The sequence below is a fragment of the Mesorhizobium sp. P171375 genome (assembly GCF_057786075.1).
This window is the reverse complement of record NZ_JBYNWF010000001.1, coordinates 3,679,707-3,693,242: the sequence shown is the minus strand read 5'-3', so window position 1 is coordinate 3,693,242 and position 13,536 is coordinate 3,679,707. Positions and strand designations below refer to the sequence as shown.

The following is a 13,536-nucleotide window of genomic DNA, read 5'->3' as shown; positions in this document are numbered from 1 at the left end:
GCCCCTCATTGTCCTGTCGGACGTTCGTCATTCGAAAAGCCAAGCAATTGGCTTTTCGTCCGCTTCGCGGACCATTCCTCAACTCCGCGTATAGTGACGGGGAGAAAGATGCCGTCCTCGCCGCTTTCGCCAATCGCCAACTTCGCAGAAAGGGCGCCGAGGTCGCGGCTGTTCCCTTCTCCCCGTCACTATACGGGGAGAAGGTGCCGGCAGGCGGATGAGGGGCGGCGCTACCCTTGTGTAAATGCTCCTGTAGGCACCTTCCGGCTCAGGACTTGATCCACTGAATTGCTCCAAGCGCCTGTTTTCATACCCTTCACGCTGCGCCCTTCAACAGGCGTGGCGAACGGATCAAAAAAGGGAGGATGATGGCTGACAGGCGGTGACGCTGGCTTACCCTCGTAAAAACTATGGAACGAGGTCGCGCTCCGGGGGTTATATTAGATCAACCTTGAACAGGAGGCAGCCATGAGAAAGCTCCTGCTTGCTTCGATTATCGCCATCTCCGCAGCGGCAGCGATGATTGCCCCGGCGAATGCCGGCGGGCGCGTCGTGATCGGCATCGGTAACGGCCACTATGACGATTACTACAATGACGGATATCGCGACTATTACCGCGATCGCTACGCACCTCGGCCCTACTATCAGTATGATGCCTACGATAACAGCTACAGGTATCACCGGTATCACAGGTACCACAGGCATCATCGCCGCTGCCACATAGAGCTGGTCAAGCATTGGCGCCATCACCACAGGATCGTTGAGGAAATTCGCGTTTGCGAATGGTGACCCTGGTAGCGTGAACCGGTCCGGCCGGCATCTGTCGGCCGGCCGCTTTTGCCTCCCCGGGAACTGCCCGCCTTATCGCGGCTTCCGCATCAGCATGATCCCGTAGTGCACCGCCAGCAGATCCAGCCCGACCTTCAGCAGCTTCACCACCACATCGCGTCCCTCGCCGGTACGCTCGGCAAGCGCCTTCACCGACTGGCCTTCGAGGCAGATCTGGCGCACGGCGTCGGCCAGTTCCCAATGCGCCAATGCGGCATTGGCGCCAGCATGGGCGCGGCCAGCGTTGAGAACGCGGTCGGGCATGCCGCTATTGATGCGCCCGCCGTCGACGCGTTCTTCCCAAGGCATCGGCCGCAGCCCGTCGCGTGAGGCGCGCTCGAAATCATCGCGAAAGCGCTGGCCGGCCTCGCGCTGCTGGCGCGTCAGCGAGGTGATGCCGACGAGCGGATCGACATTGCGCAGCCGCACGACGCCGCCGGTCGCGGTGTACCCGCCATTGGAAACCTCGTAGACGCGCCGCGCCTCCTCGGTACCGACGCTGAGCCGCTTGCGGCCGAAGCGATCATCCTTCAGCGCGAAATCATGGCCGATCTCGCGACGAATGCGCACCTGCTCGGCTTCGTCTTTGGGCAGTTTTGGCGGCTTTGCTTTCTGCGCGGTTTTTTTGCTCATCGGGTGATCCTTGTGGGGTGGATTGTTGAGCTGGAAAGGTTGGCGTTCCTTCGCGCCCCCTCTCTGTCCCGCCGACGTGTCACTGCTCATCGCTTCGCCAGCGCACCGGAGCCGATGCCTGGCGATCAGCCCTCGCCGAAACTGGTGCCTACACCACCTCCACCACAGGCCGGTGGAAGCGCGCCTGGTGATAGGTGCAATAGCTTTTCAGCGCCCTTGTGCGCAGGCCGCAGCACAGCATGTCCGGTCCCGGCCGGCTGCCTGGCTCATCATTTTCGGGGTCTTCCTCCAGCATCAGGTCGAGCGGCGCGCGGCAGCGGTCGAACAGACAATCGATGAAGCGCATGGCGGCGACATGCGGCTGGCGACCGATGGTGGCGGGGCGCGGCGCCGGCATCTTGAAGCGGTAGATTTCGCCGTCGACCACCAGTCGCCCCTCGCCCGGGATCGAGCGTGCCGGCCGAGGCGGCGACAGTGGCTTGGCCGGTGACTGACGGGCCGGTTTGGCGACCGGCGCGGTTGGTGCTGCCTGCTTCGAAACGTCGGGCTGCCTTACGGGCTTGTTCGGCTGCACCGGCGCATTCTTCCCCGCGGTGTTCTCGTTGGCCGCACTCGCCCTTGCCGCATTCTTCCTGGGTCGGCCGCCGGACCGGCCGCCCTGGGGATTGGCAAAGCCGATGGTCTTCAGCGCGCTGTTGCGGTGGACGATGCCGATGATGGCGTTGCGCGAGACCGGGCTGCCGCGCAGCGCCGTGAAGCGGATGGCGATCCTGGCCGCCGACAGGCCATCCCTGAGCCAGACGGCAATCTCCTGCAATTCGGTCTCGGTATAGGCAGTCATGTCGGATCCATTGATTTGCGCGCAAAGGCAGGCGCTCGGCCTGAGGGCCAAGGCAAAAGTTCAGAACGTCGGGTTTGGTATTGTCAGGCGGTGCTGGCAGCCGGCAGGGAGCCTACGAGATGCCGCAATGCAGCTTCCGCTGCCGCTTTGGTGAGGGCGGAAACCGCCCTCCCCGTCAGCCGGTCAAACAGGATGACAGTGCCGTCTTCCGTGCGGATACAGGAGATGCCCTGCCCGCCATCGGGCAAAAAGGTGGCCGGAGCCGGGAGAGGAGCGGCTCCGGCCGTTCCGATCGACAGGGGGAGGCCGACCGGATCCGGGGCAAAAGCCCCGGTTGGCGTCCGGACCGGGGAGGAGGACGGCCCGGACGATTGGAGAAAGCTGACGATGCCTGCGGAAACGCTTGCGGTTTGTTTGATCATGCGCTAAGCGTACGATATGTACGAAACGTACGCAAGCGAAATCGTACGTATTGGACGATAAATTTCAGGCAATTTGTACGATGCAGGAACCGAGGCACAGATTGCAGCAGGCACGGGCGGAGGCGGGTTATGCCTCGCCGAGCGACGCCGCGCGGGCATTGCGCGACATCAACAAGAACACGCTGATCAGCCACGAGAACGGCAACCGGCCGCTGTCGCGCAAGGCGGCGGAGAAATACGGCCGCTTGTTCGGCGTCGACCCCGGTTGGCTGCTGTTCAACGGTGAGGGCGGCAGCCTTGCGGGCGGCCATTTCGGCTTTGACGAGGCGGGCCGGCAGATCCCGATGCCGTCGCTGGCTACGGTCGACGTGCCCATCGTCTCGTGGATCAGCGCCGGCGAACTCGGCAGCCAGGACATGGTGGTCAATCTCAGCGATTATCCGACCATCCCCACCACCGATCTCGAGCAGGGCCAGTGGATTGCGCTGCGCGTCGATGGCCCGTCGATGAACAAGATCTCGCCGCCGGATTCGATCATCTTCGTCAACCTGCGCGACAAGCGGCTGGTGACCAATGGCTGCTACGTCATTTCCGACGAAAGCGGCCAAGCCACCTACAAGCGCTATCGCCCCAACGAGAACCCGCCCTTCCAGCCGGCCTCCTACATGGACATCCCGCCGCCAGCGCTCGAAGGCGCCATCACCATCATCGGCCGGGTGAAGCGCTCGATGATCGATATGTGAGGCGCGGGCGCCGGCGGCCATACAGCTAATCTCCCCCCTTGCGGGGGAGATGGCCGGCAGGCCAGAGGGGGGTGCTGTCCCGCCAGCCTCTCTGCAGATCACCGTCGCTTTCGCCGCCCGAGTCGAGGGTCTTCGCACCGAGGCTGGCGATCCCTCACACCCCCCTCTGCCCTGCCGGGCATCTCCCCCGCAAGGGGGGAGATCAGCAGTTCGAACCCCTACCCTAAAAACTCATTGCTGAAATACACTCCAAAATCCGGCCTTTCTTTCAGCACCTTGCCATCACCATCGAGCAATATTCCGGCGTTGAAGAGGTAGCCGCCCATCGCCTCGACCTTGGCCTTGTCGATGGTGCCGATGACGCCGTCCTGGCTGCGCAAAAAGTGCCCGTCGACCAGCATCTTCAGCGAGGCGTGGATCAGCGCCGGGTTGGTGAGTGCGTCCTTGTTGGACGCGATCAGCAGGTCGCCGGCTTCTTGCGGATGATCGACGGCAAACTGATAGCCGCGCCGCGTTGCCTCGACGAAGGCGGAAGCCGTTTTTGGGTTTGCCTGGAGATAGGCATCGCTGGAGGCGATGACGGTGGTGTGCTCGTCGGGCACGCCGTAGTCGGCGTAGCGGAAGCCGCGCTGCCTGATGCCTTTCAGCTCGGCATCGACGCCTTCCCAGGTCGAGACTTCCAGCGTGAAATCGACCGAGCCGTTGGCCAGCGCCTCATAGGCCGAGGTGCCGAGCGTCACCGTCTCGAAACTGCCCTTGCCGCCATCGTGGCGGATGATGGTCGAGATCAGCGTGTTTTCCCAGGCGCTGCCGAAGCCGCCATAGGTCAGGCCGTCGAGATTCTTCGGGCTCTTGATCTCGCCGCGATCCGCGTTGAAGACCAGCCGTCCCGTCTCCTGCTGCACCACGGCGTAGACTGCCTTGAGGTCGGCGCCTGCGGCACGCTGGGTGAACAGGCCGACGCCGGCAATGCCGAAATCGGCGATGCGGTTGGCGACCAGCGTGCCGGCGCCGGTATCGCCATAAGGCAGGATGTCGACGGTGAGCCCGGCCTCGTCGTAAAAACCTTTGTCGCGAGCAACGAACAGGCCGATATGGTTGGTGTTGACCGTCCAGTCGAGCGCGACGGCGACTTTTTGCGCAGCCGCATGAGCGCGCGAGGCCAGCGGCAGTCCGGCAGCCAGCGTCAAAAGCAGCGCTTGCCGGCGGGTGAATTCGGTCATGATGATCTCCTTTGAGCGGTCTGCGGGAACGAGGCTCGGTCAGCCCCGGGATTGAGCAGCGTGTCGAGGATTTCGGCTTCGAGCACAGCGGCCTGGCGCGCGGCATCGCTGCCGGCGGCACGCGGGCGCGGCAGCGGCACGGTAATCTCGCTGATGATGCGGGCGGGCCGTGACGACAGGAGATAAATGCGGTCCGACAGGTACACCGCTTCACGCACGTCATGGGTGATCAGCAGCGCCGTCCAGCGATGACGCTGCCACGTGCCTTCCAGCCAGCGCTGCATGGCCGCGCGTGTCAGCGCATCCAGCGCGCCAAAGGGCTCGTCGAGCAGCAGCATGTCGCGTTGCTGCACCACTGTGCGCAAAAGCGCGGCGCGCTGGCGCATGCCGCCGGAGAGTTCCGCCGGCCAGGCGCGCTCGAAACCGGCAAGGCCGAATTCAGCGAACAGCGGCGCGACTTGCTCGCGCGCCTCGCGGCGCTTCATGCCCTGCACCTCCAGCCCCAGCGTCACATTGTCGATGACGCGGCGCCATGGCATCAGCGCGTCGCGCTGCGGCATGAAGGCGAAATGGCGACCATGGTCATCGAGTGGCGCACCGTCGAAGCGCATGTCGCCCTCGCCTTTCAGCGCACCCGTCAGCAGCTGGAACAGTGTCGACTTGCCGGCGCCGGAGGGGCCGAGGATGGACACGAACTCGCCGGCCGCGACATGAAGCGAAATGCCCGCGAGCACCTCCAGCGCGCCGAAGCTTTTGCTGATATCGCGGAGTTCGAGCCGTGTCATTGGGAGCTCTCTCCCGAAGGCTTGCCGCCGCGGCTCTCGCTCCCCGCATTTTCCCAAGGCATGGCGAGGCGCTGGATGAGCACCGCAAGGCCGAACAAAGCAAGCGTGAGCGCCGCGCTGACGGCGACCGCGGCGAGCACCAGATCGGGGCGGAAATTGTTCTTGGCGTTGAGCATGTAGATGCCCAATCCCTTCGCCGCCCCCGCATATTCGGCGAAGATCGCGCCGACCACGGCGTAGGTGATGGAGATGCGCAGCCCGGCGAAGAAGTACGGCAGCGCCGAAGGCAGCCGCGCCAGCCAGAAGATGCGCCGGCGCCCTGCCCCCATGGCGGCGAGCATCTGGGCAATCTCCTTGCTCGTTGCAGCGTAGCCTTCGACCAACGCCACCATCATCGGGAAGAAAGTGACCAGTGCGACGAGCAGGATTTTCGGCATCAGCCCGAAGCCGAACCACAGCACGATGAGCGGCGCGATGGCGACCAGCGGCAAGGTCTGGCTGACGATCAGCAGCGGGAAGAGCGCGCGGCGCAGCGGGGTCAAAAAATCGACCAGCGCCGAAAGCACGAAGGCGGCAATCAACGAGCAGGCGAAGCCGGCAAGCGTGGCGCGGATGGTGGGAAGCGTATTGTCGGCAAGGGCAGCGCGGTTCTCCCAGGCCTGCAGCAACACGCGCGACGGCGCCGGCAGCATGCCGTGCGTGACGCCGCCATAGCGGGCGTAGAGCTCCCAGGCCGCGAGGAGCAGGGTCAAGGAGATGGCGGCGGGGATGGCCTTGGCGATGGCGGGGGCTGATCTCCCCCCTCGAGGGGGAGATGTCGCCGAAGGCGACAGAGGGGGTCGCCGGCCATAGAGCGCCCACGCCTTGCCGATGCGAAAAGAGCGTCGGCGCTCCACGCGCTGGAACCCCCTCTGGCCTGCCGGCCATCTCCCCCTCAAGGGGGGAGATTCACTTGCATCGCGGTCTTCGCCAATTGCCAATGGCTCCCCTCCTCTTTGTACTGAGGGGTCGGGGGCATCTCCCCCACGCGATGAGTTGGACAAAACAGCCACGGCAATATCCTCGATGAACGACGCCTGAGCCGCGGCTCAGACGGCGCTCGGGCTGTTCGCAGAAATCGTGATGTCGAGGGTGACGTGGCCGGCGCCCGGGCCGAAGCGGCAGAAGGCTTCACCCAGCGTCGCAAACACCGCGCCGGCATCGCCACGCAGTTTGGTGCAGAAGTTCTTCGAGCGTTCAAAGACGCCGGACTGCTTCAGGAAATCGATGCAGCCATAGATCTCGTCCATATGGTCGCCCGTACCCATCACATAGAGCGAGAACTGCGCCGCCACCGGCTGGTCGGTCGATGGCGTGGCCTGGACGGCGCGGATCGCGGCGACCTTGCGCTCGTCCAGCGCAATGGCGGGTCCGCCGGTCTCGTCGGAGCGGCAGATCGGATCGTCGGGCTCGCCCGGGCAACCGCGCGAAACCGCAGCCGAAAGCACGCAATGTTTGCCGCTTTTGGCGGCCGCCACGAACAGGTCGCGCATGGCTGGAAACAACACCTCGGGCGGCCCGACCAGAAGCGTCGAGATGTCGTCGGTTTCGATCCTCAGCCGTTCACGCCAGGGATCGAGCGCGCCGAGCGCGCCAAGGATGACGCCGACGAAATCGTCGGTCATGGGATAAAGGGAAATCTGTGCACCGGAAAACATCGCCCGCCTCGCTCCGCTGGTATTATCCAGATCAGCTTTAGGGTCCGAAGGCTTGCCGCCCTCATCTCAGCCCCGACCGTACGGAGCACCCCTGTGGATGGGCGGGTTAAAGCACTGTTCGAGGCATTGGGGAAGAGTATTTTTCGACTGTCATCGCGAAGTGTATTGGGCCAGGTTTCTTGGCTTCAGGAAATCCGCATCATTTTGAAAGTTGAATTCGTTCAAATTGTACGCATCGTCCTTGACGAAATATCGTACATAAAGTACGATATTTCCTTTGAACAAGGGGAATTCCGTGAGCACAGCGAACCATGCCGCCTTCGCCGACCTCTCCCGCCCGCTGTTGTCACTGCCGCTGCTGCCGCCCCTGTCGTTCGACCAGCGCGAACGCGTTGCCGGAGCATGGCGAATGGCCAGCCAGGACATCGCCGACGATATTCGTTTCATCCGCCAATATTTGAAAGTGATTGCCGAGAAGGACGAGAGGCTGTCGACCGGCACGCTCGTTCACAGCCACGCCTATGTCGAAGCCTGCGCCGGCTGGCTGCCCCAGACGGTGGCGCGCTATCGGCGCCACTTGCGCCAGATCACCGAATGCGAACTGGTCATGACAGCTGCCGGTATCCGCTTTGCCCTGTCGAGTTATGCCTGGGAGGCATAGGGCATCGCGCGATCTTCATGCGCAATGAATTGCGCTCCCCGTGGAGGCGCAATTCGTCGGGTTAAGAGACACTGGCGGGCCGAACGGCGACGCCCAGAACGGGGCCGCCCGGGCGAATTCTGCCCTTGCCTATTTCGACTTGGCCTTGCCGGACTTTGCGGCCGCCGGCTTTGCAGCCTTGGGCTTGGCGTCGGGCTTGACGGGCTTCGCAGCAGCCTTCTTCGCCGTCTTCTTCGGTTTGGCGGCCACACCATCTACTTCGGCCGTAGCCTGTTCCCAGTGCTCCTGATGCGCGCCTTCTGGGCGGCCGGCCTGTTCCCAAATCTCATGTGCGCGCTGGCGAATGCGGTCCTGTCTGTCGTCCGTCACTTAAGCCTCCGTGGTTGGGTCCGATGGTTAGGTCCAGATTCCACGAAAACATTAGCCGAAATTTGAGCCCGCGTCTTGAGGGACGAGCTGCTTTCAATGCGGATCGGAAACGACCGCAACGCCGAGCAGCGCCGCTTTCTTAGTGATCAGCCCGGCGAGGTCGGCATCCGACCGATCCGTGCCGGTGCGCTCCCGCAAGAGCGCAATCGCTTCCTTCATCGACAACAGCGCGGTGCTGCGCTCAGCCAACAGCTTGTCGCAACACGCCGCCACGTTGGTCTCGACATGCGGCAACATGGGCAATGCTCCTTTCATCATTCGGCCCTGCCGCCCCTTATTGGGATGAACGACAGGGAGCCGTATTGGTGGTTCGGTCAGTTGTGGCCAGCGTTATTCGACCACCTCAACGATCCTGCGCGTGCTGGGATCGACCAACACTGTATGGTTGTCGACTACAGCGTATCTGTACTGAACGTCAGGAACCTCCTGCAGCTCGACAGTGTCGGGCAAGGCGGAGCCGACATTCAATTCGACCCCAAGCAGGCTGACCGAGGCGAGCGGATGTTTTTTTACGTATTGGTGCACGACCGTGCGCTGTTCGGGGGTGATGATCACCTGCTGCTGCGCCGGCTGCGTAACAATGACTTCGTCGGCCGCGGCAACACCAAGACCTGCGATCATGGCGAGCCCGGCGACTGCTGGAATAAGGACGGTTTTCATCTTCGTCTCCTGTCGTTGTTTGCGAGCTCCACCCTCGTTCCCGCACGAGGCGAAAACAGCACAAATCGCGATGGCGGGCTCCGGGAGGCAAACGCCTCTCGTACGGTCTTGTTCCGTAAGTGGAGACTAATTGATCGGCCCGACCAGCCATTATTGCCGGAACCGCACCGGCATGATTCGCATTGAAGGACGATCCCTCAGGAGACTTTCAAAATGGACGATATGCGGCTGCAAAGTCCCGTGGCAATTGCCGTCGGCGCCGGCTTCCGACGCGACATCACCACGCTGGCCGAGATGCAGAATTTTCTTCGGGAATGGCCGCACGCCAGGCGCGGCAAGATTTACGAAACGGCGCTGAGGGCCTGCGAAATGGCCAGGGCTGGACACGTGACCAAGGACCAGGCGCGGCGGGCTTTCGCAGCCTTTACCGAGGCGGCCGGCATTGCCTGGACCGGCATTGATCCGGTGACCGCGCTGCGCCTGGCCAAGGCTGGACCTGGCCCGCCCCGGTCCACACTGTAGAGACCTCAAGCGAGATCATTGCTTCGGTGGCTGCACAGGCACCTCGCCGGGCTTGATAACCGGTGTTTTGCCCTCGTCCGGCGGCGGCTGCGTCATGCCCTGGTCACCGCTGGGCGGCGGCTGCAGCACGCCGCCGCAAGAACCAAGATCGGCGGTCGAATTGCCATTGCCGGCATCGGCGGGAGGCGGCTGCTGGCCGCCATCCTGTGGCTGCGCCTGGCAAGGCACGGGAGGAGCACCCTCGCCGTTGTCTTGCGCGGCGGCAGGGCCGGCAAGTGCCAGCAGCGCGCACGGCAAGAAAACAAAGATCTTCATTGTCCGGTCTCCGTCTGGAATCGTCTTCTTTTGGCAAATGCAGCCCAGCGGCAATTGGTTCCCCAAGTGGTTCCCAAGCAAGGTGGACCGGTTTCGGGAACCTGCGTGCCGGCGGCGAGTTCCACCTTCTCGATGCAGGCACCGACCAGGGAGAAAATTATGGACCCGCGTAGAAAACCAAGCGACGAAGTGGAAGCCCCGACGCCGCGCCAGCAGGACTGGGATGCGTTGCGTGGCGCAAGGATCCTGCCCGACGGGGCAGATGAAGAAAGCCTGCCGGACACCACCGGTGTCGAGAAGGAAGGCGACCTGCCCGAGGAAGACGACGACAACCCCTATCAGGATAGTGACGATGCCTTGCCTGACGATGCCGAGGAAGCCGCCATTGGTCGCGACCCCGCGCGGCGTGGTGGTCCTTTCGACGAGGTGTAGGCTCGAAGCAGTCTGCGCCGGACTTTCGTGGCGTTTTACCGGAACTCTTCGTTTGTTCGCTGGTTAGGAAATTGTCCAACCCAGAGGAGACCGGTCATGGATCACACCGGTCACGCACGACTTGCCAGCACGGAACTGACGCCCGACATACTCGAAGGCGCGACCATCTACGGCCCTGACGACGAGAAGATCGGTTCTGTCGATCATCTGCATGGCAGTCAGGTCGTCATCGACGTCGGTGGCTTTCTTGGCATCGGCGCCAAGCCGGTGGCGGTCACCACCAGCCAGCTTGATTTCATGCGCGACGAGGATGGCGACGTCCACGCCGTCACCAGCTGGACCAAGGACCAGCTCAAGGCGATGCCGGAGCATCGCGACTGATATTTTTCGAAGGGTCCGGCTGCCGCCGGGCCCTTCGTTCGGCACGCCAGGTGCGCCCTGGCGGTTTGGCTTCAGCGGCGCTCTGGTGATCAGGAGAGACCGATGATCAGAAAACTCAAATCAGGGAAATACCGCCTCTATTCGCGCAAGGTCGATGAAAAGACTGGACGACGACGCAACCTCGGCACCTTCGACAGCCGCGAGGCGGCCGAAAAACACGAACGCGAAGTCCAGTATTTCAAGCGCCATTGAGATCGCTCCCCGACCTCTTCAGCGCGCAGGCAATGGCCCGACGCTGAGCGTGTGCTGCGTGCACGCTCCGGCACCGACGGCGGCCGGCGCCGGGCAGCCGTCGGCGCTTGAGGCCGACGGGCGCGCGAGCGGCCTTCAGTTCGACGCGGAATCGCCTAGCGCTTCGGTGAGGAAGGACGCGGCGATCAGGTCGTCGGCGTCGAGGCGTAGGGAGCCTTCGCTACCCCCCATAATGGCTGCGACCTTCTGGAAGGTCTGCATCTCGTATTCGGTAATCCTGGCATTTTGCATCCTGGCCTTCAGATCGGCAACGCGTCGGCCCAGTGAGGCGGACGTTCCGATTTCTCTTTTCGACATGGCGTCGTGCTCCTCCCCCAACCCATGCTTGGTTTTGCCTCTGCTCGCTTAGCTGTACCCAGAGCTGCCTATTTATAAGGCAGCATGAATACAGTCGCGGCAACGCGCGGTACCAGGGAAGGTTCCAGCATAAAATGGTCACGAAATAATACGGGAGGGCCGGGAGTCTAGAACCGGTGACTGGCGCCGCAACCAGGGGCTGCGGCCGTCAAGCCACGCCATCCCCGCGTCGCCGTTAGCGACGCAGGTCGGACTGCAATCGCGTTGCGCGATCGGTCAGCGAGAGGGCGACGGCACGCCAGAGACCGAGCGCGCGGTTTCAGGCGAGAAAACCACGAAAGCGAAGATCAGAACGGCACCGGCGACGATCAACGAGCCGCCGGCAACGACAGGCTCAAGCGCCGGGTTTCCCTGCAACATCACGTAGAGGGCCGGCAGCATGATCACCACGCCAACCGTATAGAGCCAGTAGTGAATCATGGCGATGCGGCGCGCCGCCTTTTGCGGATTGAGCGCGTAGTACCCGCCGAAGATGGCGCTCGTCACCCAGCCCAGCAGGTTGATATGCGCATGCGCCGGGAAGGCGCTGTGATCGCCTGAGATGGCCATCTGCAGGCCGGCCGCAATTCCCAATATGAGGAACACGATGGCGGTTTTGAAAAAGAGCTCTGAAACCTTAGGCATGTCGTTCTCCCCCGATGCCGTTTACCCCAGTATTGCGAAGGCTACACTTAGGAGTGAAGATTTTCCATACCGTACTTGGGGTTAGTAACGCTTTTCCCCTAGGACCGGCAGTTCCCTCGGCCCGTCAAAAAGCCGCCGGGGCGAACCCCGGCGGCATGGTCGTTCTATTGGGCCGTTTCAGCCGCGAGGCTTTACGGCGTTGCCGGAGCCAGCTTGGCGGCCATCTGGTCGATCTTGTCGGCAAGCACGCCGTTGGCCCAGTCGGTGACCTCGGCGTCGACCGGCTTGTTGGCCATATCGGCGAGTGCGTCATCGAGCGATGGGATGTTGCCGGTAGCCGTATCGGCAGCCGTCTGCGCCGCGGCAGCCGCCGCTTCAGCATCCGTGACCGCGGCCTCCAGATCCGTCATCGTTGCGTCCTGGGCCGCCTGCTCCTCGGGCGTTGGAGGCGTAACCACATGCGCCGCGTCGAAGGCCGCCTGCTGGGCGGCCACCGCGGCCTGAGCCTCCGTCACCGCCGCATTGGCCTCGTCAACCGCGGCTTGGGCGTTCTTGGCAACTGCCGACGCCGTCACATAAGCCTGAACGCCGGCGAACTTCTTGCTCTTGGAGTTCACATAGGCGTTGATGTTGCGTTGCAGCGAGTTCAGCCGGCCAAGCTTGGCGTGGATGTTCTTTTCCTTGGGCGTCGCGGCGACTTCGACGTCATCGACAGCCTGGTCTTCGGTCGAGGCCTTCTTGCCGGCGTGAGCCGATGCCGATTTGCCATGCGAAGCGCTGTTGCCGGATTTGCCGCTGCCGCTATTGCCGTTGCCGCCGCCATTGCCGTTGCCGCCGCCGTTGCCACCACCATGGCCGTGGCCACCACCGTTACCGTTGCCACCAGCACCAGCCAGGGCCGGAGAGGCCAGAAGCGCAAACGCGGCAAGCGCCGCCAAAAGAGTTTTTCGGGATGTCATAATACCTCCTCGGGGGATAGCCCACCTCCGCCGACTCGCTATAGCAGCGCCATATGAGAATTTGCTAATTCGACGGAGTAAACTTTAGATAAATGTGGTTGCGATACGCGATAATCGACCGGCAAAAGGTTGGACAAAATCTTGTAAATAATTGATATATAAAGATAAATATGAACACCGCCGAGCGGATCGGCCCTTTGCGCGACTGACGCCCTATACTGATCAGACCTTAGGCCTAATTGCTGCGATACTTAGGTCGCAACCAAGACCGTCGTCGCGTGATTTGCCGAACAGGTGTCGAATACGGATTCGACATGAGCGAGCACCTGCAGAGCCCGCTTTCGACGCGGATGGATTGAGGGCCGGCACCCACGCGTTCGGAGCATCGGTGATGGTCGATTGTCGCCCCGAAGGCATTGCCTTTCAGGCGTTTGCGGCATTGGGCTCTATGGCATCAGCAGGATATCGGCGCCCGGCTGTTCATCGAACAGCACGGCGCAGCCGCGCCTCAGCGCCACCGCAGACAGGGCGTTGGCCACCGCCTCGTCCGGCGACACGAAATCGCCAGTCAGCACCCGCAATTCTTCCACCGCCTTGGCCATAGACACGCAGTGCCCGGCAACGCGATCGCTCGCGCAGGCGTCAACGACCCTGACGAGGTCGATCATCTCGAACTGGCCCATACCAGCCTCCACGAAACAGTGTCCCAACG

Annotated in this window: 22 protein-coding genes and 1 riboswitch; of the genes, 7 read left to right on the top strand and 15 right to left on the bottom strand. The window is 62.9% G+C overall.

Going from position 1 to position 13,536, the window contains the following annotated elements; all coding sequences use genetic code 11:
* The first annotated feature begins 468 nt into the window (after nt 1-468).
* A complete protein-coding gene (locus tag ACYHH6_RS17785; protein WP_352587506.1) occupies nt 469-789 on the top strand; it encodes a hypothetical protein in 321 nt (106 codons plus the stop codon).
* A gap of 72 nt (nt 790-861) precedes the next feature.
* Here the strand turns inward: ACYHH6_RS17785 and ACYHH6_RS17780 are convergent, their stop codons facing one another.
* The 3 genes from ACYHH6_RS17780 to ACYHH6_RS17770 all read right to left on the bottom strand — a co-directional run bounded on the left by ACYHH6_RS17780 (nt 862) and on the right by ACYHH6_RS17770 (nt 2,724).
* Nucleotides 862-1,461 (bottom strand): DUF6456 domain-containing protein, encoded by a 600-nt coding sequence (locus ACYHH6_RS17780; RefSeq protein WP_352587503.1) that lies wholly within the window; start codon nt 1,459-1,461, stop codon nt 862-864.
* Between the two features lie 148 nt (nt 1,462-1,609).
* Nucleotides 1,610-2,302 (bottom strand): GcrA cell cycle regulator, encoded by a 693-nt coding sequence (locus ACYHH6_RS17775; RefSeq protein WP_352587500.1) that lies wholly within the window; start codon nt 2,300-2,302, stop codon nt 1,610-1,612.
* 83 nt (nt 2,303-2,385) lie between these two features.
* Nucleotides 2,386-2,724: a hypothetical protein gene (locus ACYHH6_RS17770; protein ID WP_352587497.1), complete on the bottom strand. Its 339-nt coding sequence runs from the start codon at nt 2,722-2,724 to the stop codon at nt 2,386-2,388.
* An 80-nt stretch (nt 2,725-2,804) separates the two neighbouring features.
* Between ACYHH6_RS17770 and ACYHH6_RS17765 the strand changes: the two genes are divergently transcribed.
* Complete coding sequence (locus tag ACYHH6_RS17765; RefSeq protein WP_352560757.1) at nt 2,805-3,467, top strand: LexA family transcriptional regulator; 663 nt, start codon at nt 2,805-2,807, stop codon at nt 3,465-3,467.
* 218 nt (nt 3,468-3,685) lie between these two features.
* On the opposite strand, the gene ACYHH6_RS17760 is transcribed toward ACYHH6_RS17765, so the two are convergent.
* The 4 genes from ACYHH6_RS17760 to ACYHH6_RS17745 form a co-directional block, all read right to left on the bottom strand.
* Complete coding sequence (locus ACYHH6_RS17760) at nt 3,686-4,690, bottom strand: ABC transporter substrate-binding protein (protein WP_352587494.1); 1,005 nt, start codon at nt 4,688-4,690, stop codon at nt 3,686-3,688.
* Nucleotides 4,687-5,475, bottom strand: a complete 789-nt coding sequence (locus tag ACYHH6_RS17755) for an ABC transporter ATP-binding protein (protein ID WP_352587491.1) — start codon at nt 5,473-5,475, stop codon at nt 4,687-4,689. Before ACYHH6_RS17755 ends, ACYHH6_RS17760 begins: the two co-directional genes overlap by 4 nt.
* Complete coding sequence (locus ACYHH6_RS17750) at nt 5,472-6,308, bottom strand: ABC transporter permease (protein WP_435053372.1); 837 nt, start codon at nt 6,306-6,308, stop codon at nt 5,472-5,474. Before ACYHH6_RS17750 ends, ACYHH6_RS17755 begins: the two co-directional genes overlap by 4 nt.
* Before the next feature lie 255 nt (nt 6,309-6,563).
* Nucleotides 6,564-7,172, bottom strand: coding sequence for a YkoF family thiamine/hydroxymethylpyrimidine-binding protein (locus tag ACYHH6_RS17745; RefSeq protein ID WP_352587485.1), 609 nt, complete (start codon nt 7,170-7,172; stop codon nt 6,564-6,566).
* Nucleotides 7,163-7,275, bottom strand: a riboswitch (TPP riboswitch). Its footprint overlaps the gene before it by 10 nt.
* 192 nt (nt 7,276-7,467) lie before the next feature.
* Between ACYHH6_RS17745 and ACYHH6_RS17740 the strand changes: the two genes are divergently transcribed.
* Complete coding sequence (locus ACYHH6_RS17740; RefSeq protein WP_352587482.1) at nt 7,468-7,833, top strand: hypothetical protein; 366 nt, start codon at nt 7,468-7,470, stop codon at nt 7,831-7,833.
* A 129-nt stretch (nt 7,834-7,962) separates the two neighbouring features.
* Here the strand turns inward: ACYHH6_RS17740 and ACYHH6_RS17735 are convergent, their stop codons facing one another.
* The 3 genes from ACYHH6_RS17735 to ACYHH6_RS17725 all read right to left on the bottom strand — a co-directional run bounded on the left by ACYHH6_RS17735 (nt 7,963) and on the right by ACYHH6_RS17725 (nt 8,922).
* A complete protein-coding gene (locus ACYHH6_RS17735) occupies nt 7,963-8,202 on the bottom strand; it encodes a DUF2934 domain-containing protein (protein WP_352587479.1) in 240 nt (79 codons plus the stop codon).
* 93 nt (nt 8,203-8,295) lie between these two features.
* Nucleotides 8,296-8,499, bottom strand: a complete 204-nt coding sequence (locus ACYHH6_RS17730; RefSeq protein ID WP_112566786.1) for a hypothetical protein — start codon at nt 8,497-8,499, stop codon at nt 8,296-8,298.
* Nucleotides 8,500-8,592: 93 nt separating this feature from the next.
* Nucleotides 8,593-8,922 carry a DUF1236 domain-containing protein gene (locus tag ACYHH6_RS17725; RefSeq protein ID WP_352560772.1) on the bottom strand — a complete coding sequence of 110 codons (330 nt, stop codon included), beginning with the start codon at nt 8,920-8,922 and terminating at the stop codon, nt 8,593-8,595.
* A 213-nt stretch (nt 8,923-9,135) separates the two neighbouring features.
* Here ACYHH6_RS17725 and ACYHH6_RS17720 point away from each other — a divergent pair, with 213 nt between their 5' ends.
* Nucleotides 9,136-9,444 (top strand): DUF982 domain-containing protein, encoded by a 309-nt coding sequence (locus ACYHH6_RS17720; protein WP_352587476.1) that lies wholly within the window; start codon nt 9,136-9,138, stop codon nt 9,442-9,444.
* A 15-nt stretch (nt 9,445-9,459) separates the two neighbouring features.
* Here the strand turns inward: ACYHH6_RS17720 and ACYHH6_RS17715 are convergent, their stop codons facing one another.
* On the bottom strand, nt 9,460-9,759 hold the full coding sequence (locus ACYHH6_RS17715) for a hypothetical protein (protein ID WP_352587473.1): 300 nt from the start codon (nt 9,757-9,759) through the stop codon (nt 9,460-9,462).
* A gap of 159 nt (nt 9,760-9,918) precedes the next feature.
* Between ACYHH6_RS17715 and ACYHH6_RS17710 the strand changes: the two genes are divergently transcribed.
* From ACYHH6_RS17710 to ACYHH6_RS17700, 3 genes are all read left to right on the top strand, one after another.
* Nucleotides 9,919-10,191 (top strand): hypothetical protein, encoded by a 273-nt coding sequence (locus tag ACYHH6_RS17710; RefSeq protein WP_352587470.1) that lies wholly within the window; start codon nt 9,919-9,921, stop codon nt 10,189-10,191.
* A gap of 96 nt (nt 10,192-10,287) precedes the next feature.
* Nucleotides 10,288-10,572 carry a PRC-barrel domain containing protein gene (locus tag ACYHH6_RS17705; RefSeq protein ID WP_352587467.1) on the top strand — a complete coding sequence of 95 codons (285 nt, stop codon included), beginning with the start codon at nt 10,288-10,290 and terminating at the stop codon, nt 10,570-10,572.
* A 102-nt stretch (nt 10,573-10,674) separates the two neighbouring features.
* Nucleotides 10,675-10,824, top strand: coding sequence for a hypothetical protein (locus ACYHH6_RS17700; protein ID WP_142870100.1), 150 nt, complete (start codon nt 10,675-10,677; stop codon nt 10,822-10,824).
* 135 nt (nt 10,825-10,959) lie between these two features.
* Here the strand turns inward: ACYHH6_RS17700 and ACYHH6_RS17695 are convergent, their stop codons facing one another.
* From ACYHH6_RS17695 to ACYHH6_RS17680, 4 genes are all read right to left on the bottom strand, one after another.
* Complete coding sequence (locus tag ACYHH6_RS17695) at nt 10,960-11,181, bottom strand: hypothetical protein (RefSeq protein ID WP_352587464.1); 222 nt, start codon at nt 11,179-11,181, stop codon at nt 10,960-10,962.
* Between the two features lie 276 nt (nt 11,182-11,457).
* A complete protein-coding gene (locus tag ACYHH6_RS17690) occupies nt 11,458-11,865 on the bottom strand; it encodes a heme-copper oxidase family protein (RefSeq protein WP_352587461.1) in 408 nt (135 codons plus the stop codon).
* A 191-nt stretch (nt 11,866-12,056) separates the two neighbouring features.
* Nucleotides 12,057-12,824: a hypothetical protein gene (locus tag ACYHH6_RS17685; RefSeq protein WP_352587458.1), complete on the bottom strand. Its 768-nt coding sequence runs from the start codon at nt 12,822-12,824 to the stop codon at nt 12,057-12,059.
* Between the two features lie 446 nt (nt 12,825-13,270).
* The gene (locus ACYHH6_RS17680; protein WP_352587455.1) at nt 13,271-13,507 is read right to left on the bottom strand and encodes a hypothetical protein; all 237 of its coding nucleotides are present in this window, start codon (nt 13,505-13,507) and stop codon (nt 13,271-13,273) included.
* Nucleotides 13,508-13,536: the final 29 nt, after the last annotated feature.